Source organism: Nostoc sp. (assembly GCF_036917755.1).
Lineage (GTDB): Bacteria > Cyanobacteriota > Cyanobacteriia > Cyanobacteriales > Nostocaceae > Nostoc.
Genome location: NZ_JBALFC010000031.1, coordinates 1 through 23,508, shown reverse-complemented (window position 1 = coordinate 23,508; position 23,508 = coordinate 1). Strand labels below are relative to the sequence as shown.

Here is a 23,508-nt window from a genome sequence, read left to right as displayed (position 1 = left end):
TCATTGGTACTAATGACCAATGACTTTTGACTAATGACTAAATCGGCGGGCGGCTATCCCCTGGAGGCGGCAGCCCTCCCAGAATCGGTTAAGAGCCTCCAGGCTCTTAACCAGTCAGGGCAAGGGCTATATCTTTTCTTAGTGCCATTCGGTCATGATGTTTTTTCCTTGCTGCAAATTGTCCGTTTCACAACTTAGGCTAAACCCAATCAGTAACCGTCAACTTCGACGATGGCCTTGGCAAACTCCTGCGGCGCTTCCTGAGGTAGGTTGTGCCCGACGCCGCCGTTGATGACCCGGTGTGCGTATTTGCCTGAGAATTTCTTGGCGTAGGAACTGGCGTCCGGGTGCGGCGCGCCGTTGGCATCACCCTCTAGCGTGATCGTTGGCACGGCGATCGCGGGGGCTACTGCGAGCCGCTTCTCAATCTCGTCATACTTCGACTCGCCTTCGGCCAGACCGAGCCGCCAGCGGTAGTTATGGATCACGATACTGACGTGATCCGGGTTGTTGAAGGCGGTCGCACTGCGATCAAACGTCGCGTCATCGAAGTGCCATTGTGGCGAAGCGAGTCGCCAGATGAGCTTGTTGAAATCGTGCCGATATTTTTCGTAGCCGAGCTTGCCGCGTTCCGTTGCAAAATAGAATTGGTACCACCATTCGAGTTCGGCCTTCGGCGGCAGCGGCGTCTTATTGGCTTCAGGGCTGCCGATCAGATAACCACTTACGGAAACGAGCGCCTTGCAGCGTTCGGGCCAGAGCGCCGCGATGATGTTGGCTGTTCGCGCGCCCCAATCATAACCAGCAAGGATCGGCCTCTCAAGCTTGAGTGCATCCATCAAAGCGATGATATCGACCGCGATCGCTGACTGCTGCCCATTCCGGAACGTCTCGCTTGAAAGAAAGCGCGTCATGCCATAGCCGCGCAGATATGGGACGATCACCCGGTATCCCGCCGACGCTAACAAAGGGGCAACATTGACATAGCTATAAATGTCGTAGGGCCATCCATGCAGGAGGATGACTGGACGACCATTCGCGGGACCCGCTTCAGCGTATCCGACATTCAGGACACCGGCATTAATTTGCTTTAGTGAGTCGAACGACGTGTTTGTCCCCGGCTTAGTCATGACCAGAACGGCTGGTTTTGTTTTGCTCGATTGTGCGATCGCAGAACCGAATATGCCTAGCTGTGTAGTCGCAAGGCTCAGGGCCGCAGTGCCCAAAAAGCGGCGGCGTTGATAGTTGATTTTTTCAGACATTGATCTTTGTCCAATTGGGTTTAACCCAACTTGCTGTAATTGAATCGGCTGTCTGTTTCAAATGTGGGTATTAGTGTTGGTCTAGCCAAGAAAAAGCGGTTAGGTTTTGATGCTGCTAGATTCTGAATACATATCCGACACCACGCACTGTTACCCAGTTTTACCTTAGAAAAGAGGAAGAATGAAAGAGAAAATGTTGATTTAGCGTCTTTTCACCTTTTTCTATAACTTTTAAAACAGGTAAGTTATTTCTGCGCGGCTACTTAGCTTTATTTTCCGTCGATAACAACCGTTCACTTGGTCCGAGGAATGAATCCAGGCACGCCGGTATCGACCACTGCGTTGAAGCGGACTCTGGTCGTGATGTGGTCGCTAATCTCCAGCATAGCGTCTTTGGGCAAGGTCGAGATATCAAAGCTCTCTTGTATATGGCGAGGGGATGTCGAGGTGGTCAGGAGAGCGGTACCGCGTTGTACGGCCCAGGCCAGCGCTACTTGCTCTGGGGTCCGGTGGACGAGCTGCGCAACGGCCACGATTATCGGGTCTTCCGTAACTTTTGGCTCCATCGCATGACCCAGCGCGGCAAATGCGAGTAGGATAATACCCTGTTGCTGGCAAAACTCGAGGAGATCCCACTCGGGGAGATACGGATGGGATTCAACCTGCACCACGGCAGGCTTAATTCGCGCCACGGCAACGATCTCTTTCAGCCGCTCCAAACCGATATCCGATAAACCTATCGATTTACACCGACCGCCATCCACCAGGCGCTCCATCGCGTGCCATGTCTCCATCAACGTGACACCAGGATCGTAGATGACCTGGCCATGATCGTCCCTCGGTTCCTGTTCATCGCCCGGCTGAAAGGCAAACGGGGTGTGGATAAGATAACAATCGACATAGTCGATTTGCAGTCGCCGGAGACTTGCCTCGAACGCAGGCTGGACCCGCTCTGGACGATGGTTGTTGTTCCATAGCTTTGTGGTGACGAAAACGTCCTCCCGCCGGATCCCCCCTGCCTTGAACACCTCCTGCATCGCCTCGCCGACGACGGCTTCGTTGCGGTATCGCTCCGCGCAATCGAGATGCCGAAATCCCGCTTCCAATGCAGCATTGGTCGCTTGCTTGGTCGCGAGAGGATCGGGGATGAGTGTTCCAAACCCGAGCGCCGGCATGGCGCCGGATCCATGTGTGAGAGGTATTGTCGTATAGCGAAGCGTGTCTTGGATAACCATGTTTATACTCCTTGTCTTGATGTGACGAGATACAGGAACTCTTGGAAGGTGTTGCAACGAAGATCCGGACTAGTGACGGAGCAAGACTCAGGCACCCCAGGCCGAGGAGCGAATCACGTTGCAAAAGTTTCCTCGGTGATCAAGGTCATGTTACTAACTCCATAAGGTTCTACCTAGATTGCGTTTACAAACTGATGTTGAATTAACTATGGTTACGTATTGTCTGTCCACATTACTCAGCTGTGATAGTGAGGCGAGTTGTGGGTTCGAGTTCCGTCGCTCGCCCCATCGCTCACTTCACCGAGGAAAAGGCGGTCGGTGCCAGCAACTTGTTGCTGATGTTCTGCACGAGTTGTCCGTCCTTCTCAGTCTCGGTGCTGATCGCGATCCATTCGGGGTCGGTGAGGAATGCACTCCAGCGCTCCTCACGCTCAGCCATGCTGTCCCAGGCAAGCATATAGGTGAGCTGCTGATTGCTCTCGCCGATTAGCGTTGTCCAGAATCCAGCCTGGCGGATGCCATGCTTTTCCCAAATCCGCAACGTGTGGTTCTGAAAGCGCGAAAGCAGTGCTGGTAGTCGTCCGGGCATGGACTGATAAATGCGTAATTCGTAGATCATTCCTTTATCGAGTTGAGTCATGATATGTGCTTCTTTAAAAGCTTTACGATCCAGCAATCGAGTTTGAGAGCGTCATAGCCATTTTTCTGAGCGCAAGGCGGCGTTAGTGACCCGCACTCTGACCACCATCGACATGAAGGATTTCGCCCGTGACAAAGTTCGCTGATTCCAGGTAGAGGATTGCATCGACGATGTCAGAGATTTCGCCCATACGATCGATTGGGTGCATGGCAGCGAGCTGTGCATGGGTCTCGGCAGGGTGCATTGGCGTCTTGATGTTACCCAGCGCGATCGCGTTCACCCGGATACCGCGCTTGGCATACTCGATCGCCAGCGATTTGGTCGCGCTATTCAGTCCGCCCTTTGTCAGCGACGCGAGCACGGATGGTACACCAGCGATCGGGTTATCAACCAGGCTCGTCGAGATTTGCACGATATGACCGCTACTCTGCTTCTCCATTTCTGCGATCGCTAGTTGCGTCATGTGAAAGAAGCCAGTGACGTTAGTGCCCAGATATACCTCGTAGTTAGCCTCGGTGTATTGGGTAAATGGCTTGGCGATGAAGATACCAGCATTGTTGATGAGCGTGTCGATGCGCCCGAACCGGGCCACGCCTTCGGCGATCGCACGCTCGGCGGTTTTTCGATCGGCGATGTCGCCGGGCACCGCCAGGACTTCATCATCGTTCGACGGCTCGATGGAGCGCGAGGTTGCGACCACCCGATAGTTGCGATCGCGGTTTTGAGATCATCCGCATGAGACAGCGTGTTTGCATCAATCAGAATCGGGTCGGATGGATCGGCTCCCGTCAGGCGCAGATGGCCTCGGCTTTTGGGGTGCGAGATCGCCCCAAATAACGTCCAGCCTGCACTAGGCAGCTCAGGCTATGGTCAAAGCCGTTATGCGGTGGTCATGGTTGGTGCTGGTAGCGACTGGCAGCCATGCTTCGATTTCCTGTGCCATTTTCGCGGCGTTGCTCTGGTACATCGCGATCGCCTCCTTCCCTACGTTTTCACCTCCTGGAGCACCCAAGCGTTACCGTCTGGATCGCTGAACGAGGCAAATGAGGCATAGTCGCGACGTTTCGGATCGGGACCAGGTATCCGTCCCTCGGTTCCGGCGTGATGGAAGATCCCTCCGATGTCGTGGAACACCTCACTCACCTCGACACCCCGATCGATGAGTTCGGCGCGGGCTGCCTCGATGTCAAAAACAACGAGGTGCAAACCCTGCACTGATCCCGGCACGGCTGAGGTGATTCCGGTGCCGATGATGATCGAGCATTCTGAGCTGGGAGGGGTTAATTGCACCACCCGGAAGTCCTCACCGGTTATGAAGTCAGCATCCAGGCGCCATCCCAATGACTCATAGAACCGCTTGGTCCGATCGACATCGGAGACAGGCAATGTTAAGACTTCAAGTTTCATATTTTTATCTGTCCACGTTAATGCTACTCATTTTGTTGTTCTCCGTTAGGTTGGCGTTAGGTTAGTGAGCTTGATGCCCATTTGCTTACACTTCACTCTTCAGGGAGCGCAATGCGACCATCGCTCAATTTAGAACACTCAAGTTCTTTGAACAAAAACGCAACTTAATCGTTCTGCTTTGAATTGTGTGATTGAGGATCAAAGCACTTCATTACTTGCAGCGATAATGGCTGCCATCAACTGCTCCATGTCCCAGCGATGCCTGCGGCGGGCTACGCCTACGCAATACCGAATTCCATTAATGAACAAGGCTGGTGCAGTCACTACTCCACTTTGCTGACCACTCTCGATATCTTGATTAATGCGGTCAACATGGACTTGTTTGGAGATATCCTGCAAAAATTTGTAAATGTCGAGACCTAAATGATTGGCATACTCAACGAGATAGCCGTTTCCCAATGCTTCTTGGTGGGTGAGCAGCATCTCGTGCATCTCCCAAAACTGACCTTGCGCTGCTGCTGCTTCTGCTGCTTGGGCTGCCTTTTGTGCTTGAGGATAGATTGAATGTTCGATAAAGTGACGAAATACTACACAAATCGAATTTTTCTCAGTCAGCCCGGAATTGAAATCTTGCTGAATTGCTTGAATCAACTGATGCACTTGCCTGAACTGAGGACATTCGTAATTCCCATATTCCACGAGTATGACCGGGGCATTGAGCATCCCCTGATAGCGATCGCGTTCGGAAGGCGGAACAAAAAGTTGATTAAAATTCCTATCTTGATTCATCGGATACTGTATCAAAAAGGGTTTCTCACAGCATCAAGGGATTCGCATGACTTCTATCTGTGATTCCTCCCGACTCCGTTATTTGTATGTATTTAGCTTATGAAATTAATTCAGCTTTGTCGCCAACTCAAGGTTGAGTGATTGAAGGGATGAAACAACAGTTGCTTACTATCTCAACAACTAACCCTCAACCGAACTTAAGTTCAGTTGGGCTTGTTTCACAACTTGGCGAGTCCTCGCTTCAATGCGGTAATCACCGCTTGAGTGCGATCGCTCACGCCTAATTTGCTCAGAATTCGGTTGATGTGAAATTTGACAGTACTTTCAGTAATATTCAAAGCCGCACCAATATCGTGATTCCTCAATCCAAGCACCATCTGTCGAAGAACCTCTTGTTCTCGATCGCTCAACTCTGGAATTTTCATCCGTTGCACCAGTTTGGCAGCAACTTCGGAAGGGATATATTGTTGTCCGCTGTGAACAATATGAATCGCATTCAGGAGTGCATCTGGTTCAGCGTCCTTCAGCAGATAGCCCTTGGCTCCGGCGCGTAATGCTCGATAAATATCTTCGTCCCCGTCATAAGTGGTCAGTACAATTATGCGGGCATGAGCGAATTCAGCACAGATTGCGACGATCGCATCAACGCCGCTTACCTGGGGCATCCGTAAGTCGATTAAGGTGACATCAGGCTGGAGTTGCCGATATTGAGCGATCGCTTCCTGCCCATTGCCCGCTTGACCCACCACCGTCATATCTGGCTCATTCTCAATCATCGCGGCCAGTCCTTGCCGGACGATTGAGTGATCGTCAACAATCAAAACGCGGATTACTGTAGACTCACTCACGCTGATGCCTCCCGATGTACAGATACGAGCGTTTCTGTTCCCTGCCCTAGTCGGCTCTCAATTGATAGTTGTGCCCCAATTTGTTCCGCTCGTTCGGTAATCCCCAGTAAGCCAAACCCCCGATTTAGGGTTGTATGGTTGGCTTCAAATCCTTGTCCATTATCTCTAATTCGTAAGAAGAATTGCATTGGTTCATAAACTAATTCAATCCGAATTTCGTTTGCATTCGCATACCTAATTGAATTCGTAAATGCTTCCTGTGCAATTCTGAGAAGATTATTCTCTGTTTCAGGGGGTAAGGTATAGGGCGTGCCAATAATATCACAAATCAGGCTGGTTTCGGTTGAAGATTGCATGTTAGCTACAAATCGTTGCAGTGCCGTCCACAGATTGCCATCTTCTAGGGATTGGGGACGCAGTGCTGCAACCGACCGTCGAGCTTCTATTAGCCCGCTACGAGCCAGTTCTCGCACGGTATTAATATGTGTTTGAATTGCTTGGGGCTTGGTTGCCACTAATCGAGAAACGGTTCCCATGTGAACCAGAATCCCCGTAAAGGCTTGCGCGAGAGTGTCATGAATTTCGCGTGCCATACGGTTGCGTTCCTCTAAAATTGAGGCTTCTTCGGCACGTTTGCGTTCACGCAGTGCAGCGCTTCGCTGTTCGCTGATATCTGTAATCAGACCATAGTATCCTTTTACTTGACCATTGTCATCAAAATCAGGGATGAGGGAATTACTGATATATTTCTTGCCAAACACACAGGGAATATCTGCCTCATAGGTTGTGATTTGCCCTGCCAGTGCTTGATTGATGTACGATTGTACAACTTGATAAGCTGCCTCACCCAAAATTTCGCGAATATGCTTGCCCAGAATCTCACCTCGACTACAGTGAAACCAGTCCTCATAGGTGCGGTTGGCAAACCGATAACGCTGGCCGGCATCTACATAGGTGATACAAACAGGTATAGCGTTCGTAATCACTCGTAATTCCTGTTCTCGCTCGCGCAGTTCTGCTTGGCTTTGCTGTAAAGCTACCGTTCTTTGAGCTACCTGTTGTTCTAGGGTGTGGTTGTAATTGGCTAAGAGGTGTTCTGCTTGTTTCCGCTCTGTGATGTCTTGAAAGGTGACGATCGCATAAACCACATTGCCCTGTTCGTCAAAGACTGGAGTTCCCCATGCCTCAACTGGAATGGTTGCGTTATTTTGATGAATTTCTACGTCGTCAACTCTGGTGCGTTCACCGCTCAACGCCCTGATGATTGGCAGTTGCTCAGTTGGATATATCCGATTCGTTCCTGCCACATAAAGTTGATAAACCTCTGCGATTTGCTCCGGTGTCACAGCAGGATCAATCTCTTTGCCCATTAACTGAATTCCCCGTTGATTAGCGTAATAGGGACGACCAGTCGCATCCACTATTCCAATTCCTACCGGAACCGCTTCTAGAAATTGAGCCATCTGACTTTCGCTAGTGCGTAGCTTTGAATAGAGTTTGGCATTTTTGATCGCAATGGCTGCTTGAGTTGATAGTAGATTTAGAAGTTGCGATCGCTCCGGTGTAAATGCTCCAGTTACTAATTGATTTTCCAGGTACAACACGCCAACAAGTTTATTTTGATTCAACAGCGGCAAACAAAGAAGTGATTTCGTTTGGTTCTGCTGAATATATGGCTCATTAATGAAATTTCCTTCACGAGTTGCATCATTTAAGATGACAGATTCATGGGTTCGAATCACATAATGAATGATGGATTCGGGTAAGCGATTTCCTATTGAAATCGATTGCAGTATTTGTGTAGTACAAAGATTTGCACCCTCCGGGTGACGCTCGTTCCTCGCTACCGCTGACGCTAACAGCAGTTTGCTTATGCCGGGCAACCCATCCACCCTTACGGGTTCGCCATCATTGAGTTCACAAGCAGCCTCGATCGCCCATTCTCCTGCGTTTTCCAAAATCAAGCATCCAGTTTGTGCCCCAGCATTCTCAATTAATATCTGCATCAAAGAATTGAGTAACCGATCCAGTTCAATTTCGCGAGAGATGGCTTGGGATGCTCTGATCGCTGTTGCTAAATCAAAAGCAACATCTGAGGTGTTAGAAGTAGTTCCAGCAATGGTGTGAACTGGTGTGGCTCCCACATTCAGCGACTGAGGAAAAAACTGTGGATAGCGAGTCTCTAAATCTTTGGCTTTTGCGGTTGCTCCCCACCGCTCATAGCAGTAATGGGCTTCTTTCATATAGAGTTGAGCAAACCTTTCTCGACCACGAGCCAAGTAATGTTTGGCAGCTAACTCATAGCCTAAGGCTTCTTCTTGAAGGTACTCGTTTTCTTTAGCACCAAGAATTGCTTGTTCGTAAAACTCCTCTGCCTCAAAAAACTGACCCAAAACTCGTGCTTTCTCTGCCTCAACTAACTGAAATTTATGCAAAAAATTCATGGGGGCGTGCTGTGCCCATTTCTGCATTTTCTCCTGGTTGGCATTAACGCGATTCAACCAAGCTGCTTTTTCAGAGTTTGAAGCATCCGCCAGCAAACTCAGAAATATTAGGGAGTCATAGAAATGAAATATAGATACAGAGATTAATGCTGTGGCTGCGCTTAAATACTGTTCTGCCAAAGTAGCCGTTTTTGCAGCTTGCTCATACTCCCCGAACAGATAGCATAAAATCAGCTTATTTAAGTAAAAATAGTGAAGGCTAGTTCCATCCTTGACAGCGATCGCCGATGATAGTGCTTGCTCTTCGTCATAGATACAACCCACTAAGCGACTAGGATTTTCAGATTGACCTCGCAAGTTAAGGATCGTTTGCTGTAACATTGCTAGCCAAGTGGCAGGAGTCTCTCGCCTAATTTGATTGGTGGCTTTCCGATAAATCGCTGTTTGTTGTTCCAGTTCTGTTAGTTCTTGTCCTGCAAAAAAGGGGCAATAACATAGGCTGAATGCACAATAACTCGCAAATTCAAACTCTCCACTTTCTATCCCGGTGTGATAAGCATCCGCTAAACTAGGAAACGTCTCTTTAAGGTGGTCTTTCCAGTGAATAATATGAAAATTCACCATCAGCAATGCTTTGCAGTTACCTCTGTTGTTACTTAATCTTTTCGCTAAATTTAAGGATAATTTGCCAAATCGATAGCCCAGTTCAAGGTCTTGTACAACTCCACATAGCATCATGCCATAGGCAGCATAACCGAGAAGCGACCAGATGGCGTTTCCATGAGCGATCGATAAATTCACCATCTTGCACACAATCAGCACCATCAGAGCGGGTGACACATTAAAAGCCGCACCCACTGTGCTGACTAAAATGTAGATTGCTGCCAGTGGTACAGGTTCAGTCATCTCTGGCAGATCAATCAAATCTTCTATTTCCCGCCCAACGAGTCGTGAAGCGGTTTCCTCTAATCCTGCTTGAACATCTAACTGACTTGGAGCTTCCACTAAACTAATTCCCAAGAGTTGCAGCACTTCCAAGCCAGTTTTAAGGGCTTCTTTAGGGTCGCCCCGCGACAGCCATGCTTGAATCCTGCTATCGTAAGCTTTCACTGTGTCTAGCACTGTCTTCGCACGGTTAAGCACTTCTTCTACAAGCCGCTCCATTTTGTCAAAGTGACCACTGAGGTATGCTGCCTCTGCTGCCTCTGAATGCAACGCCAGGGTTAAATCATACTCGCGCTGCCAACTCTCCACATCAAGGAGTTTAAGCCCGGCATTGAAATACTTGAAAGCTGCTTCATAAGCCGTCGCTGCCAGGGCTTTCTGACCTGCTTGCAAATTCAGTTTGGCAATCTCATTCCGTTCAGATTGCTGACTGATTAACTCGGTTCCATAATTCAGTTGATCAACAATTTCAAACAACCGCTCTGCTAACTGCTCCGGCGAAGTCTTTTCGAGTAAATTGCGACCGATTTGCAGATGTACCCCAAGTTTTTGCGACTCATCGATTAGAGCATAGGCAGCTTGCTGTACGCGATCGTGCAAGAACTTATATTCTTGAACTAACAAGTCTTCGTCTAATTCAGAGAGCGGTTGAATGAATCCAGTTTGTACTGCTGTTAATAAATCCTGAAAAACGGTTTTAGGCGATCGCTTACACACGATCGCCAACGTTTCCAAATCAAATTCACACCCAATGCAGGCGGCTAATTGAAGAAGCTGCTGTGTCACCTCTGGTAGTTTCTTCAATTTGCTCAACAGCAAGTCCACCACATTATCGGTAATATTCTGAGCTTCAATCTGAGCAATGTTCCATTGCCAGCTTCGCTGCTCACCGTTAAAGCTCAACAGTTTCTCAGCGTACAGCGATCGCAAAAATTCTCCCACAAAGAAGGGATTGCCTTCGGTTTTACGCAACACTAACTGGGCTAGGGAACAAACAGCGTCAGCATTCTGGTGCAGCGTCTCGGCAATCAACTGATTCAGTGGCTCCAGCGTTAGGGGGGAAAGAAAAATTTCCTGAAGCACTGCCCCTTGCTTTCGCAAGTTTTCTAGTGTCAACGCTAGTGGATGGGTTGGAGTAACTTCATTGTCTCGATAGGCTCCAATCAAAAATAGAAATTGAGTTTGCTCATCAAGCATCATCAGTTCGATTAACTTCAGAGTGGCAGAGTCAATCCACTGCAAATCATCTAAGAAGACCACAAGGGGGTGTTCTTCAGAACAAAACACCCGAATGAACTGCCCAAAGACTCGATTGAAGCGATTTTGCGCTTCCGTTGCCCCAACTTCCGGTACGGGTGGCTGCTCGCCAATAATTAACTCAATCTCTGGAATGACATCAATTATGAGTTGTCCGTTGTTGCCCAACGCTGTGAGCAAGCGCGATTGCCACTGTTGAAGTTGCTCATCTGGTTCACTCAGCAGTTGTTGCAGCAATTTTTGCAAAGCATCTGCGATCGCACTGTAAGGAATATTGCGCCCAAATTGATCGAATTTACCCCAAATAAAATAGCCGCGCTTTGCGGTGATTGGTTTATAAAGTTCCTGCACTAATGCTGATTTCCCAATTCCCGCATAGCCAGAAACCAGCATCATTTCGACTTTAAAGGTTTGATTGTCTGTTAGTTTCTGTTCTGAAGTTTGTTGTAGAAGGTTTTCTGAAGCAACGCGCTCAAAAGCCGCTAGTAACATTGCAACTTCCTGATCCCGTCCATAAAGTTTTTGGGGAATTTGAAACTGATCCCAAACATCTAATAGACCCAGTTGAATCCTATTAATTTGCCCGATTTTTTTTAATTGGTCAGCACAAATTTCTAAATCTGCTTTGATACCCCAAGCACTCTGATAGCGATCCTCCGCATTCTTTGCCATTAGTTTCAAAACGATATCTGAAACTGCTTTGGGAATAGTTGCCTTCAGTTCATGAGGCGGAACAGGTGATTTGGCAAGATGACAATGGACAAGTTCAAGAATGTCTGTTGTAGCAAACGGTAACTGTCCAGTGAGCAGTTCGTAGAACGTTACGCCAAGGGAGTAAAAATCAGTACGATAATCAAGCAAACGGTTCATGCGTCCGGTTTGCTCTGGAGATAGATATGCAAGAGTGCCTTCTAGAACATGAGGGTTTTTGAAGGTTGGATTGGTGCGGTTAAATCGAGTAGCAATTCCGAAATCAATAAATTTAACGACCCCAGTATCTAGATTGAAGACAATATTGCTAGGGTTGATATCCTTATGAATGACACCAGCAGCATGAATTCTGTCCAGAATACCTGTGAGTTTAATGGCAAGGGATAGAAAAGCTGATAAGGGCATAGGGCAGAAATCTGGACGCTGCTGTATCCATTGTTCCAGAGACTCTCCACCGAAATCTTCTAAAAGAATAATGAGTGTGCGCTGATATTCCTGCTGACTATATGCCTTGATCGCGCCTTCTAAGTTAAGCGATCGCGTAATTTCATATTCCTGCCTGTAGCGGGTAAGTTCCGATGCCGTAGGATAGTCCTGTTTGAGAACTTTGAGAATAACAGGCGTGCGATCTGACAGCTTGATGCCACGATACACCACAGAATTATTGCTGGAATATATCTGAGCATCAACCGCAACGTCAGGTAGCGCAATCATTCTTATCACCTTGTCAAAGCATAAAAAGAACCGCAAACCCAAATAGAATTAATACTTATTATTCAAGTTCTACTTTGAGAAGTCAATCTACCTATTATAGCTGGTAACTCTGAATACTTGTAAATCATGGGAGGATTTAGACTTGCTGAATATTCTAATTTATCCCTGAGTTAAAAACTATGCTGGAAACCGCCGCATCATCTCCTGCACTTCCACTGCATCCCCCAAAGGGGTATACACGAACCCGCCAGACATTGCGATGCCTGTGGCAACTCCTACCCTTCTCCTGACGGAGACGCTACGCGTAGCTTGCTTCCCCGTAGGAGTACGGGAACGACTTCGTCGAACGGGGAACGCAATCCTCTGTTTCCTCGCCCACTCAAACCAAGCACTCACATCCGATGTCATCGTATTTTTCGCCTTAGCCCACTCTTGCACGAATTGATAAACAGCCTAGTCGAATTATCACACCATCCCTCATGAATTGCTTCCTATCCCCATAACTACAGCAACCACCAAACCAGATTCACTACGTAACACCTGTGCCAAACTAAATAAACCCCAGACACTAGCTAAAACGACTAGATTTTTTAACTCTTGGGATAAGACATAGAAAAATTAAGTCGTGCTGTACAACCTCCTATAACTGAATCTTCCTAAATTATGAGGTTTATATTTCAGGAAAAAATATAGCTATTTACGCTGTGCTGTACTAGCTTTTTAACAGGCTGATACTGGCGCGACAGGCGGGAGCATAGTTTACTTCACCAAAGGAGTATACTAACGCACTGCTAGCGATCGCTACTAACTCAATACGCTTGGGTTAAGGGCTACTGGCAACAATTTTGGGTTTTCGAGACGCGATAAATCGCCGTCTCTACAAATATTTTGTTGCTCATTCTGAACTGTATTGGCTACTAACTCACTTATCTAAATCGACAAGATTGATCTATAGTCGGAGTCTCTTCAAATTGCACCATTATTAGAACAGCTGGCGCATCGCCTACTGTTCCAGATAAGTGACCCTTATGACCTTGCGCGTCTGCTTTCGTACCTTGATCTTCTCCAAATGAAATTTCGCCTTCCCCCATCTCGACTCGCTGTCCGTCCATAGTCTCCACAAACCAGCGTCCCGACAAAGGTATGATCCACTGGGGCTTGGGGTTCTCATGCCAGTTACCAACCCATCCTACGGGTAGGACGGTAAAGGTGATGGTAGCACCGGACTGCTTCAAATTAGAAAGCCACTGCGGTGAGGTATCCGGGGCTATGCCTTTTTCGATGAAGTCTTCAATTTGACAACGGGATTGGTGACTTATACCGTCGTTGTCAGTCCAGACGTGCCAGTATTCAATTGTTGGTTTGGGTGATGAGTTATTCTGCATAATAATGGCTCTTTTTTATCTGAAATGTATGGAAGGCGATCGCTATTATTGGATAATTCCTGGTTGTACTGGTCTAAATATTGAAGAGTGAGTGTCTACAAAAATGAAGCTTATGTGTTATTTTTATTAGTTACAAGTTAGTCGTACTAAGAACAAATATAGGGTAGGCAATGCTACCCACCCTACGAAAATTGCTAACTCAGGTGTGATAATCTGATAGATGATCAACCGCAACCGTGTAATTGCGCCCTTCCCATTTACTGCTTTCAATCCAGAAAAAGGTAAAGCTAATTGGCTGTTGTTGGTGATCATAAACAGAAATATCTACAAAATTCACTCCTAACTTGGTGGAAGTAGCAGGCGTATCTTTTACGGTTTGCCAATTATCATTTGACCAGTGCAATTGAAAAGATGCTAAAGCATGAATTCGCAATGTATAACCTTTTTTAACTTTGTCTACTTGACGGTTAAACTTCCAAATTTCTAATGATTTACACTCTTGTCTTTCGCCCAGATAACGATTTGCCACCTCTGGAATCAAATCAAATACCTGACCATCATGATTTGACCGTAACAGTTTGATATATTCCGAGTGCGCCCACATTAGGGGCATTGCAGAACCTGTTGGTTTTCCTAAATACATATGGTTTTCAGGTGTATCTGCTTCATCCCAAACCTGTTCTGGGAGCAAACAAGTGTCTGAAGCAAATCCTTCCATCGCCTTAATATATGTTTTGACATCACCACGGGCAGCTAATTCATAATGTCCTCGTTCTCCTGTTAAGAGAGGCCAAGCACGTCCCTGACCGCAACTTAGATAAGGACTGCCATCTTCTTGTTGTCCGTAGCCGTCGTGGTTGTAACGATGCCAACAAGGCCCAGCAGATGTATCTACTTTTAAAACTGCATCAATTACTTTGACAGAATCAACAATAATCGGATCATCAGGTTTGCGAATTCCATAACGCACTAATTGCAGAAACCCGCCATCAACAATTTCCTTCGCCGGAAATTCTGCGGGTTCACCAGGCGGTTGACTGCTGATAAAAAGAGTTCCTTGGTTAGGATTTTCGTTGGGTTGAGGATTATTAATATCTGTAGGAGTAATCCGAATATAATGCCGTTTGATGCCAGCAACTAAAGTCCCTTCAGTAGTAACTGTCCAAGCTTCGATGTGAGATTCTAAAAAATCAGCGTATTCTTCGATAAACTTTGCTGTTGCTTCATCCCCACGTTCACGAACAAATTGAGCAGCACAGATTAAGGCGGCAATATTAGATGCTAGTGTTGATGGTGAATAACCGCTATTTTCTTCCCAGCGTTCTTGTTGGGTAGCTGGTCCATGACGAATTAAATAACCCGCCGCCCGCAAAATCATCGGATAAATATCAAAGTTTAGGCAAGTTTTCTGTTGGTGCAATCGCCATGCTAACAGAATGGGAAATGCCACCTCATCAAGCTGGATACCTGTCCAGTAAGGTTTACCATCAACCCAGAAATTTTGGGGAAAACCGCCATCTTCCTGCTGACTAGTAGCAAGATAAATCAGCGATCGCACTGCTGTAGCTGTTTGACCCGCAGCCACTAAACCTGATACACTGCTAACCATATCCCGCGTCCAGACAAGGTGATATCCTCCTTGATCTTGGTCATCTTTGGCTTCGCCCCAAGGGATAGCCAGGGATGCAATCAACGCACCGGGATAAATTTTGTCTTCATGTGCTAACAACAAACTAATGCTGTTGTGATACAACTTCCCATGATCATAAGCAACATTTTCTAATGAATGGATGCCCTGACGCGATCGCTTCCACTGTTCGTTATATTGCTGTTTCTGCTTTTCAAATGGAATATTCAGCGACTGAAACAGTGTAGAAATCGCATTGTGCAGATTTGTACCAAATGCCAGTCCTAAAGTAAACTCTTTAGTGCTATCTAGATTTAATTCTCCAGTCAGAGCAATGTTGCCATCCACAGCACTGTCAAACTCCCAATCCATCTGAAAATTATCAGCTAAATCTGTCCAGCCATCACTTTCACCGACGTAACCACAGGAAAGACGGGTAAAGGGAACTGTTGCACCCAGCGCTAGCCATGTTCCTTCTTTCTCGGCTGTGAGAATCCGATGTCCAGCAACTTGTACAGCGTAACCATTATTACCTCTGCCTCCAACTTCCAGATGGGGCGCACATAAAGCGTATAACTGGAGTTGGGAAATAAAATTGCGACCGCCTGTTAACTTTGTATGTTGTAAAATACAGGAGAAATGCGGGTCAGCAATCACTTCCTTGATTACAGCATAACGCCCTTGGGGATCGGAATTAGTGATGCGGTATCCTAAACCATGAGTCCACATCGGTTCAACTTTTGATTCGAGATGGCGTTTCTCTTCGTGAAAAAAGCTTTTTCCATCAGAAATTAGATACTGTAAATCCCGAACTTGGGGTTTATCTACTGTGGGATGGTAGATTTCAGTAACAACACCATTCCAGATAGTAAACCAAATTTTACTGGAGGTAGAGTAAGCTGTTCCGACTCCATCTTTATTGGCATGAGTCCATCGCGGCTCGATACCCGGTGCGCCAAAAGCCTGTTCTTGACCAAGAATTTTTACCATAATTTGTTGTGCTGATTAGCGCTGTAGTTGATATTTATCTGATTAAAAATTTATTGAAAAGGTTGAGAATATCTGCGAGCAGCAGTTAAGGATTTGGCTTCAATAAAAATTTGTTTTATTTCAGGATGTTTTTGGCTAATTTTTACTTCTAAATTTTCTACAGTTAGTGCTATTTCCTCACCTGTAAGATTTTGAGAAAATTGAATTTCTAAGTTGAGTAATACTTCCTGGGGAGCAAGCTGCATTGTTAACACCCGGATAACTTCTTTGACTCCTGGTTCTGTTTTTGACAAAGAACGGATATTAGCTATAGTTTGAGGATCGGCACTTTCACCAAGTAATAATCCTTTACTTTCTGTCGCTAATACCACTGCTACTATAGCTAAAATAATGCCAATAATAATTGAGGCGATGCCATCAAAATAAACATTATTAAATAAATGCCCTAAGAAGATTCCTATTAAGGCAACGAGTAAACCTAAAATTGCCGCAGAATCCTCAAGTAATATTGTAAGTACTGTGGGATCTTTACTGTTTTTGATTGCTTGCCAGAAATTTTGTTTACCCTTGGTCGGCAAAAACTCTTTTAAAGCTACAGTCCAAGAAAAACCTTCCAATAATATTGCCATACCTAACACAATATAATTCCACGTTGGATCTTCTAAAGGGCTGGGATTAATTAAATGAGTGATTCCTTCATAAATTGACATCCCGCCGCCAATGGCAAAGATCAGGATAGCAACGATGAAAGTCCAGAAATAAAGTTCTTGACCGTAACCAAAGGGATGGCTATCATCTGCTGGCTTTTGGCTCCGGCGAATTCCCAGCAAAAGTACTAGTTGATCGCCAGTATCTACAACTGAATGAATCCCTTCAGATATCATGGCGGAACTGCCAGTAATGGAGGCGGCGATAAATTTAGTAATAGCGATCACTAAATTAGCCCCCATCGCCGCAAATATAGTTTTATTAGATGAATCAGATGCCATGAGAGTAATTAATAATTATGCAGAAACTTCTAATTCACCATCTAGATGGGTAACTTCCCATTGGGTTTGTTCGCCATCGCGCCAAAAGCGCAATCCCACCGTAGCATCTCCCACGGACAAATTTGTGAGTTCTAAATCGGGTAAGTAATCTGGGAGTGAGGGCTGTACTTTTAACTGTTGTTTTGAGGCATCAGCTTTGAGTCCTAAAATGGTACGAATCAGTAAGAAAATTGAACCAGCAGCCCAAGCCTGGGGTATATTAGCGTCTGGGTAGGGGACTGGAAAGTTATCATCTTGGCGATCAATTCCCGCAAACAATTCTGGCATTCGTCCAGCTTGAAAATAACTAGCAGCAGCAAAAATACCCTCAGCAATACGGTTAGCTTCTTTGTGATAACCATACTTTTTTAATCCAGCCGCGATGATCGAGTTATCATGAGGCCAAACACTACCGCGTTGATAACTAATCGGGTTATATGCCAGATTTTCAGATGAAAGAGTCCGCACACCCCAACCACACCACATATCTGGTTGAAAAAGTCGGTTAACAAGTTTTTTTGCTCGTTCCGGTGGGACGATACCAGACCAGAGCAAATGACCCGGATTTGAGGTAATTGATTGAATTTGCTGCTTTTTATCGTCTAATCCTAAACAGTAAAAGCCAACTGATTCCATCCAAAAGCGATCGTTAAATCGTTGATAAAGTTCTTGTGCTTTTTGACGCAGCTTTTTCGCCTGTTCTTTTTCGCCCCAGACTTCATAAATTAAAGCTGCCCTCAGCCACGCATCATAAACGTAGCCTTGAACTTCACACAAAGCGATTGGCGGCTCAACTAACTCACCGTTTGGGTAAACTATTGCGTCACCCGAATCTTTCCAACCTTGATTGCGTAATCCTTTTGACGAATGAGTTAAATACTCAACAAAGCCATCCCCGTCAAAATCGCCGTATTTGTCAATCCAATTTAGCGCCTTTTCCAGTGGTTCTCGACACTCATCAAGCATACTGAGGTCGGCGTTCCAGTTATAGGCTTCAGATAAAGTAACAATCCAAAGGATGGTAGTATCTACTGTTCCGTAATAGGGATGATATGGAAGTAGGTTGAGTGTAGTTAACTCATCGCGCCGCATTTCGTGCAGCATTTTGCCCGGTTGGGCATCGTGCCAATCATCCAACTCAGTTGCCTGGAGTTGAGCCAGTTTCAGCAACGTGCCACGGGCAAATTCATGATAAACTGCGATCGCTTGCAAGCTAGCAATTATTGAGTCGCGTCCAAAAACGGCAACAAACCAAGGAATACCAGCAGCAGGCATCCAAAATTGATGCCCATTATCATACACCTCAATCCGTAGCGCTCCCATATCCGCGATCGCTTGCTGATAGTATTCGGCAATTTCAGCATTAGACGATCGCAACTTTGTGGCATTAATCAGAAACTCATCTCTAACTTTTCCGGCTTTTGTATTGTGAGGTACAGCACAGGTATCTTGAGGTTTGAAGACTTTTCCATCAGCTAAGGCTGTAAAGTTGATACAAGTGTGCCATGTCTTGCCAGGAGCGATCGCTACATCAAACATTAAACGACCATTGGCATAGCGTGGCTCAGAAGTACCACAAACTGGTTCAATCACAATACCTCGGAAGAAAGAACCGTTATGATATTCAGTCGTGAGTACACTATTTTGCCATGTGGTTTCTGTTTCACCCCGCGTCAAGAGTTGCTGTGATTTGACATCAAAAATGTCCGCAAAATCCGAGCGCACAGCTAGCATTAATTGGAACTTAACAGCTTCACTGTGATAGTTAGTTATATCAATATCTTCATGCATACCTTCCACAATGTCGCGCCGAACAGTTACAAGCAAACTACCAGCAGGTAAAGTGCCGTTGATAGTAGTAAGTTGCGGGTTGGTGAATTGGTAAAGCGCATTATGATGGGTGATATTGCTAGAGGCTAGCAGCGAAAGGGGGTAGCGATTCAGAGAAATTTCGTAGTAAGAAATTAGGCGTGTGTCCCAAACAAAAAAACCTTGAGCTAAATTTTCGTCGATGGAACCATCACTAGCTGTTACTAGAAAAGAGGAACCATCGTTGATGGTTATCAAACCAGGATTGACAGTAACTTTTGTAGGCATTCTCAATTAACCATTCTCTGTAAAACCTGGGTACAAGGTCATACCACCGTCTACAAACAGTGTTATACCATTAACATAATCAGAGTCATCAGAAGCCAACCAAACTGCTGCTTTGGCGATATCTTCTACATCTCCCACACGTTTGGCTGGAATCAGTTTTAGTAACTTCTCCTCTGCTTCTGGAGTATCCCAAGCTGATTTATTAATTGGAGTTTTGATTGCACCAGGGGCAATACTATTGACGCGAATTTTGTGGGGTGCAAGTTCTTGAGCAATACTTTGCATCATCATATTTATACCGCCCTTACTGGAAGCATAATTGACATGCCCCGCCCAAGGAATTATCTGATGCACTGAACTTATACAAATAATCTTACCTGCGGCAGATGAAATCTGGGGCTGTACGCCTCGGCGCAAGAATTCTTTTGCCGCTTCCCTAGCACATAAGAATTGTCCTGTCAGGTTCACCCCGATGACTCTATTCCATTGCTCAAGGGTCATATCGACAAACGGTGAATCTTTTTGAAGACCCGCGTTGTTTATCAAAATATCAATAGTGCCGAATTGCTGGAGCGTTTGGCTGAACATCGCCTTTATTTCGTCTTCTTTGCTGACATCAGCTTGAATAGCAAAAGCTTCACCATTAGCCGCTTTGATCTCATCAACAAGTTTTTGGGCTGACTCAGCTTCCGAATGATAGTTGACAGCTACTGCTGCACCTGATAAAGCTAAATAGCGAGCGATCGCTTCACCAATGCCAGAACTAGCACCCGTCACAAGTGCTTTTTGACCTTTAAGTAGGTCAGGAGAATAGCTCATAATGTTTTCGATACTTTTAAAACTTGGATTTGTTGCAAATAGCTGAAGACTTGCATGATATTTTTGCTTTCTGGGCGTAGTATTTTGGCGATTTAGATCGTAAAATCTGTAAATTATAGATTGAAGGAAGCAAAACTTTTTATTATTTTAAGAAATCTCTAGTATTTTTCTAATCTATCCAGAGAAAGATAAACAGTATATTGTTTTACTGACCAATATTTCAATTAGTTGTCATTCCTGTGACAACAGGATGTCTTTATTTGTAAGATTTGTTAAATTGAAAATTTCCTGGTTAGAATAATCTCAAGAAATATTCATGGTTGTGGCTAATTTAATGAGTTGTGACATTTGGGTAAAATAATTACTAAAAAAGTTTTCTAGTTAAGAATTTACCTTAAAATTTAAGTGCGTCACAATTTTTGAATATTGTTTAATTGGTTTAGCTGCGGCGTTAGCACAGTATTCTTGAAAATATGAATGGTGCGTTAGGATGGCAATTCCATGCAACGCATCTACATACTTAGACCCATGAAGGAGAAAGTGATGCCTGCTCTGTCTTTGAATAATCAAAATTTACCATACCCTGACCCTCTACACCCGATCATCGTCCACTTCGTAATTGCGATGGTGCTTTTTTCTTTTGTATGCGATGTGGTGGGCTATTTCACCCGTAACGTGCGTTTGTTTGAGGTGAGTTTCTGGAATATGTTTGTTGCCTCAGTAACCATCTTTTTAGCGGTAATTTTTGGTCAGTTTGAAGCAGGTCTGGCGAACATCTACCCAGCAGTCCAACCAACACTGAATTTTCATACGGTGATGGGTTGGTCGCTGGCGGCTATTGTCGTCGCCATTACAGCTTGGCGTTTCGTGATTCGCGATCGCACCCCACGGAAAGTACCGCCTGCTTACCTCGGTGCTGCAACATTTTTAGTCTGCCTGGTGTGCTTGCAAGTCTATCTAGGCAGTAAGCTAGTTTGGGTGTATGGGTTACATATAGAGCCAGTTGTGCAAGCGATGAAGCAGGGAGTTTCGCCATGAACTGGCAACTCATTGAACAGTTGAGATTGAGGCTGAATGCTAACGGATTGCCTTATGAAATTCCGATACATCCGCAACTGGTGCATTTAACATTGGGTTTGTTGATTATTGCGATCGTTTTTGATATTGCAGGAACGCTTTTTGCTTTAGAAAAACCAATCTTCAAATTTTTAGGTCTGCCTGCCCTGCGTTCTGGTTTCTTTGATGTCGGCTGGTATAACCTCATAGGAGCAGCTTTTATCAGCTTTTTCACCGTTGCAGCTGGTTTTTTCGAGCTACTGCTAGCAAATCCACCAGTTGATCAAAAGAGCGTTTGGGGGTTAACTACTGGTTGGACGATGCTTTTGCATGGTTTGGGTGGCGTTTTGCTGTTGGGAGCGATCGCAGCCATGACAGTATGGAGAGGTTTGCAACGCTATCGCTGGCGCAAGGATGCTTCCAGGCAGGTGCAGTGGAGTTACTTGTTAGCAGGCATGGCGATAATGGCAATATTATTCGTTCACGGAACTTTGGGAGCGCAATTGGGAGAGAACTTTGGAATTCACGTTACTGCTGCGAAGTTACTCCAAGAAGGTAAAAACCCAAATTTGATACTCAAATAATCAAGCATCGCGCCCCCTCATGGCTAAAGGCGGGCAAGATGCCCACCCCACAAGATTGAATAATTTATTTGTTGCAAATCCCTTAATTGTAAGTATAGAGGGCGTCGAATATGCCTAGTCAAAGCTATGTACAAGTACAAAGAATTCGAGCTATTGGATTAACGGTGACAAACTGCGTAGGCGTAGCCCGTCGTAGACATCGCTCTTTAAATTTCTATAAAGAAGCGCTTGGTTTTGAACTAGTTTCAGACATCACTGTTGAAGGACAGAATTACAGCGACCTGGAAGATGTGAGTGGAGCAAAAATTCGCATTGTTACCTTACGATTAGGTGATGAACTTATTGAGTTAATGGAGTATCTCAATATTCAAGGTAAACCCATTCCCAGCGATTCACAAAGTAATGACCTGTGGTTTCAACATTTTGCAATTGTGGTGAGTGATATGGATCGCGCCTATGCTCACTTGCGTTCATTTCCCATTGAACCAATTTCAGTTTCCCCCCAGACAATGCCACCTAGTAATGAAGCTTCTGCTGGTGTCCGTGCCTACAAGTTTAAAGACCCTGACGGTCATGATTTAGAGTTAATTTGGTTTCCGCCTGATAAAGGAAAAGATAAATGGCATCAAAAGAGCGACCGCTTATTTTTGGGAATTGATCATAGTGCGATCGCAGTTTCTAACACCGAGCAAAGTCTACACTTTTACTGCGACCTCCTGGGAATGCAAATTGATAGCCGCAGTGTTAACTGGCAGTCAACCCAAACTCGCTTGGATAATTTACCAGGAGCCAAAGTAAGAATTACAGGACTACGACCTGTTGAAGATAGTGTGGGAATTGAACTGTTAGATTACATTTTGCCTGGAAAAGGCCGTCCTATACCGAGTGACTGGAAAAGTTCCGATATTGCGAAGGTGCAAATTGAACTTGTTGTCAATGACATTGAGCAAGCAGTAGATATATTGCGGCAGAATGGGGTTCAGTTTGTGTCATCGGGGATTGTGCAGTTTACTGATAGCTCATTTCCTTACAGGCAAGGTTGTTTAGTTAAAGATCCTGATGGACACGCAATATTGCTAATTGCGGAATCTTGATATGGGAAGCGGATTTACAGCAGTTTTGATGTATTTGAACCACATCTGTTGTAGGGGCACAGCAATGCTCATTGGTGTCAACTTAAGCCCAAACTCATTTAAAATCTCGTTTCCAGCCTCTGGCTGGAAATGCTGTTCCTGGCGGCTCTGCCGCAAGTCAGAGAGGCGGACGGTTTGCTGGTAAGGAATTGGATTGAGCAACACAAGGATGAAATAATCAGCCATAATACTAAGTTCGGCATGGAGAACAAGAAAGACCCCCAGAAACCCTGCCAGCTATGCCAATAAAGGCAAGGACACAGATAAAATTCTGTTGCTGATAAATGAAGAATTCCTTAGTGGGGAGGGCTTTAAGGTAGGGAGAAATTAAAGCCAATTAGCGGGTTGGATGGTCTGTGTTAGCGGCAATTTGTGTGATGTCGTCAAACCCCATAATCCCGACATCTCACTGCTTACGCTCACATACAGCAGATTGCAGGTAAAATGAGGTACAGTCATAGTAGTGCATGAACGGGTAAAATGAAACCTTACTCCATCGAAAAAGCGAGAAAAAATAATAAAGACTTACTCTGAAGG

21 protein-coding genes are annotated in these 23,508 nt (G+C 45.5%); 5 read left to right on the top strand and 16 right to left on the bottom strand.

Annotated elements, in window-relative coordinates; all coding sequences use genetic code 11:
* Positions 1-33: 33 nt before the first annotated feature.
* On the top strand, positions 34-198 hold the full coding sequence (locus V7L05_RS09075; RefSeq protein ID WP_335163839.1) for a hypothetical protein: 165 nt from the start codon (positions 34-36) through the stop codon (positions 196-198).
* Between the two features lie 11 nt (positions 199-209).
* Here the strand turns inward: V7L05_RS09075 and V7L05_RS09070 are convergent, their stop codons facing one another.
* From V7L05_RS09070 to V7L05_RS09055, 4 genes are all read right to left on the bottom strand, one after another.
* Positions 210-1,262, bottom strand: a complete 1,053-nt coding sequence (locus V7L05_RS09070; protein ID WP_335163837.1) for an alpha/beta fold hydrolase — start codon at positions 1,260-1,262, stop codon at positions 210-212.
* A gap of 293 nt (positions 1,263-1,555) precedes the next feature.
* On the bottom strand, positions 1,556-2,497 hold the full coding sequence (locus V7L05_RS09065) for an aldo/keto reductase (protein ID WP_335163835.1): 942 nt from the start codon (positions 2,495-2,497) through the stop codon (positions 1,556-1,558).
* A gap of 292 nt (positions 2,498-2,789) precedes the next feature.
* Positions 2,790-3,137 carry an NIPSNAP family protein gene (locus tag V7L05_RS09060; RefSeq protein WP_335163833.1) on the bottom strand — a complete coding sequence of 116 codons (348 nt, stop codon included), beginning with the start codon at positions 3,135-3,137 and terminating at the stop codon, positions 2,790-2,792.
* 82 nt (positions 3,138-3,219) lie between these two features.
* Complete coding sequence (locus V7L05_RS09055; protein ID WP_335163831.1) at positions 3,220-3,837, bottom strand: SDR family NAD(P)-dependent oxidoreductase; 618 nt, start codon at positions 3,835-3,837, stop codon at positions 3,220-3,222.
* Between V7L05_RS09055 and V7L05_RS09050 the strand changes: the two genes are divergently transcribed.
* Positions 3,828-3,974, top strand: a complete 147-nt coding sequence (locus tag V7L05_RS09050; protein ID WP_335163829.1) for a hypothetical protein — start codon at positions 3,828-3,830, stop codon at positions 3,972-3,974. The genes V7L05_RS09055 and V7L05_RS09050 overlap by 10 nt on opposite strands.
* Positions 3,975-3,996: 22 nt before the next feature.
* On the opposite strand, the gene V7L05_RS09045 is transcribed toward V7L05_RS09050, so the two are convergent.
* From V7L05_RS09045 to V7L05_RS08995, 11 genes are all read right to left on the bottom strand, one after another.
* A complete protein-coding gene (locus V7L05_RS09045) occupies positions 3,997-4,149 on the bottom strand; it encodes a hypothetical protein (RefSeq protein ID WP_335163827.1) in 153 nt (50 codons plus the stop codon).
* Positions 4,122-4,544, bottom strand: a complete 423-nt coding sequence (locus tag V7L05_RS09040; RefSeq protein ID WP_335163825.1) for a VOC family protein — start codon at positions 4,542-4,544, stop codon at positions 4,122-4,124. Before V7L05_RS09040 ends, V7L05_RS09045 begins: the two co-directional genes overlap by 28 nt.
* A 198-nt stretch (positions 4,545-4,742) precedes the next feature.
* Positions 4,743-5,333, bottom strand: coding sequence for a DsbA family protein (locus tag V7L05_RS09035; RefSeq protein ID WP_335163823.1), 591 nt, complete (start codon positions 5,331-5,333; stop codon positions 4,743-4,745).
* 218 nt (positions 5,334-5,551) lie between these two features.
* Positions 5,552-6,181 (bottom strand): response regulator transcription factor, encoded by a 630-nt coding sequence (locus V7L05_RS09030; RefSeq protein ID WP_335163821.1) that lies wholly within the window; start codon positions 6,179-6,181, stop codon positions 5,552-5,554.
* The gene (locus V7L05_RS09025) at positions 6,178-12,252 is read right to left on the bottom strand and encodes an AAA family ATPase (protein ID WP_335163819.1); all 6,075 of its coding nucleotides are present in this window, start codon (positions 12,250-12,252) and stop codon (positions 6,178-6,180) included. Before V7L05_RS09025 ends, V7L05_RS09030 begins: the two co-directional genes overlap by 4 nt.
* Before the next feature lie 177 nt (positions 12,253-12,429).
* Entirely contained in the window at positions 12,430-12,660 is a 231-nt protein-coding gene (locus V7L05_RS09020; RefSeq protein WP_335163817.1) for a hypothetical protein, read from the bottom strand.
* 518 nt (positions 12,661-13,178) lie between these two features.
* Positions 13,179-13,637, bottom strand: a complete 459-nt coding sequence (locus tag V7L05_RS09015; protein WP_334776475.1) for a cupin domain-containing protein — start codon at positions 13,635-13,637, stop codon at positions 13,179-13,181.
* Positions 13,638-13,836: 199 nt separating this feature from the next.
* A complete protein-coding gene (locus V7L05_RS09010) occupies positions 13,837-16,254 on the bottom strand; it encodes a glycoside hydrolase family 15 protein (RefSeq protein WP_335163815.1) in 2,418 nt (805 codons plus the stop codon).
* 50 nt (positions 16,255-16,304) lie between these two features.
* Positions 16,305-17,243, bottom strand: a complete 939-nt coding sequence (locus V7L05_RS09005) for a cation diffusion facilitator family transporter (RefSeq protein WP_335163813.1) — start codon at positions 17,241-17,243, stop codon at positions 16,305-16,307.
* A 15-nt stretch (positions 17,244-17,258) separates the two neighbouring features.
* Positions 17,259-19,379, bottom strand: coding sequence for an amylo-alpha-1,6-glucosidase (locus V7L05_RS09000; protein ID WP_335163811.1), 2,121 nt, complete (start codon positions 19,377-19,379; stop codon positions 17,259-17,261).
* A gap of 6 nt (positions 19,380-19,385) precedes the next feature.
* Positions 19,386-20,198, bottom strand: coding sequence for an SDR family oxidoreductase (locus V7L05_RS08995; RefSeq protein WP_335163809.1), 813 nt, complete (start codon positions 20,196-20,198; stop codon positions 19,386-19,388).
* 543 nt (positions 20,199-20,741) lie between these two features.
* On the opposite strand from V7L05_RS08995, the gene V7L05_RS08990 reads away from it, so the two are divergent.
* From V7L05_RS08990 to V7L05_RS08980, 3 genes are all read left to right on the top strand, one after another.
* On the top strand, positions 20,742-21,236 hold the full coding sequence (locus V7L05_RS08990) for a DUF2231 domain-containing protein (RefSeq protein ID WP_335163808.1): 495 nt from the start codon (positions 20,742-20,744) through the stop codon (positions 21,234-21,236).
* Positions 21,233-21,838: a DUF2231 domain-containing protein gene (locus V7L05_RS08985; protein WP_335163806.1), complete on the top strand. Its 606-nt coding sequence runs from the start codon at positions 21,233-21,235 to the stop codon at positions 21,836-21,838. The genes V7L05_RS08990 and V7L05_RS08985 overlap by 4 nt, the downstream gene beginning before the upstream one ends.
* 110 nt (positions 21,839-21,948) lie before the next feature.
* Positions 21,949-22,932, top strand: coding sequence for a VOC family protein (locus V7L05_RS08980; RefSeq protein ID WP_335163804.1), 984 nt, complete (start codon positions 21,949-21,951; stop codon positions 22,930-22,932).
* On the opposite strand, the gene V7L05_RS08975 is transcribed toward V7L05_RS08980, so the two are convergent.
* Entirely contained in the window at positions 22,915-23,157 is a 243-nt protein-coding gene (locus V7L05_RS08975) for a hypothetical protein (RefSeq protein WP_335163802.1), read from the bottom strand. The genes V7L05_RS08980 and V7L05_RS08975 overlap by 18 nt on opposite strands.
* Positions 23,158-23,508: the final 351 nt, after the last annotated feature.

Coding starts and splice junctions, on each gene's coding strand:
- V7L05_RS08995 (WP_335163809.1), bottom strand. CDS start 20,198: ATGAGCTATTCTCCTGACCTACTTAAAGGTCAAAAAGCACTTGTGACG.
- V7L05_RS09015 (WP_334776475.1), bottom strand. CDS start 13,637: ATGCAGAATAACTCATCACCCAAACCAACAATTGAATACTGGCACGTC.
- V7L05_RS08990 (WP_335163808.1), top strand. CDS start 20,742: ATGCCTGCTCTGTCTTTGAATAATCAAAATTTACCATACCCTGACCCT.
- V7L05_RS09010 (WP_335163815.1), bottom strand. CDS start 16,254: ATGGTAAAAATTCTTGGTCAAGAACAGGCTTTTGGCGCACCGGGTATC.
- V7L05_RS09025 (WP_335163819.1), bottom strand. CDS start 12,252: ATGATTGCGCTACCTGACGTTGCGGTTGATGCTCAGATATATTCCAGC.
- V7L05_RS08985 (WP_335163806.1), top strand. CDS start 21,233: ATGAACTGGCAACTCATTGAACAGTTGAGATTGAGGCTGAATGCTAAC.
- V7L05_RS09075 (WP_335163839.1), top strand. CDS start 34: ATGACTAAATCGGCGGGCGGCTATCCCCTGGAGGCGGCAGCCCTCCCA.
- V7L05_RS09005 (WP_335163813.1), bottom strand. CDS start 17,243: ATGGCATCTGATTCATCTAATAAAACTATATTTGCGGCGATGGGGGCT.
- V7L05_RS09060 (WP_335163833.1), bottom strand. CDS start 3,137: ATGACTCAACTCGATAAAGGAATGATCTACGAATTACGCATTTATCAG.
- V7L05_RS08975 (WP_335163802.1), bottom strand. CDS start 23,157: ATGGCTGATTATTTCATCCTTGTGTTGCTCAATCCAATTCCTTACCAG.
- V7L05_RS09020 (WP_335163817.1), bottom strand. CDS start 12,660: ATGACATCGGATGTGAGTGCTTGGTTTGAGTGGGCGAGGAAACAGAGG.
- V7L05_RS09070 (WP_335163837.1), bottom strand. CDS start 1,262: ATGTCTGAAAAAATCAACTATCAACGCCGCCGCTTTTTGGGCACTGCG.
- V7L05_RS08980 (WP_335163804.1), top strand. CDS start 21,949: ATGCCTAGTCAAAGCTATGTACAAGTACAAAGAATTCGAGCTATTGGA.
- V7L05_RS09000 (WP_335163811.1), bottom strand. CDS start 19,379: ATGCCTACAAAAGTTACTGTCAATCCTGGTTTGATAACCATCAACGAT.
- V7L05_RS09065 (WP_335163835.1), bottom strand. CDS start 2,497: ATGGTTATCCAAGACACGCTTCGCTATACGACAATACCTCTCACACAT.
- V7L05_RS09040 (WP_335163825.1), bottom strand. CDS start 4,544: ATGAAACTTGAAGTCTTAACATTGCCTGTCTCCGATGTCGATCGGACC.
- V7L05_RS09035 (WP_335163823.1), bottom strand. CDS start 5,333: ATGAATCAAGATAGGAATTTTAATCAACTTTTTGTTCCGCCTTCCGAA.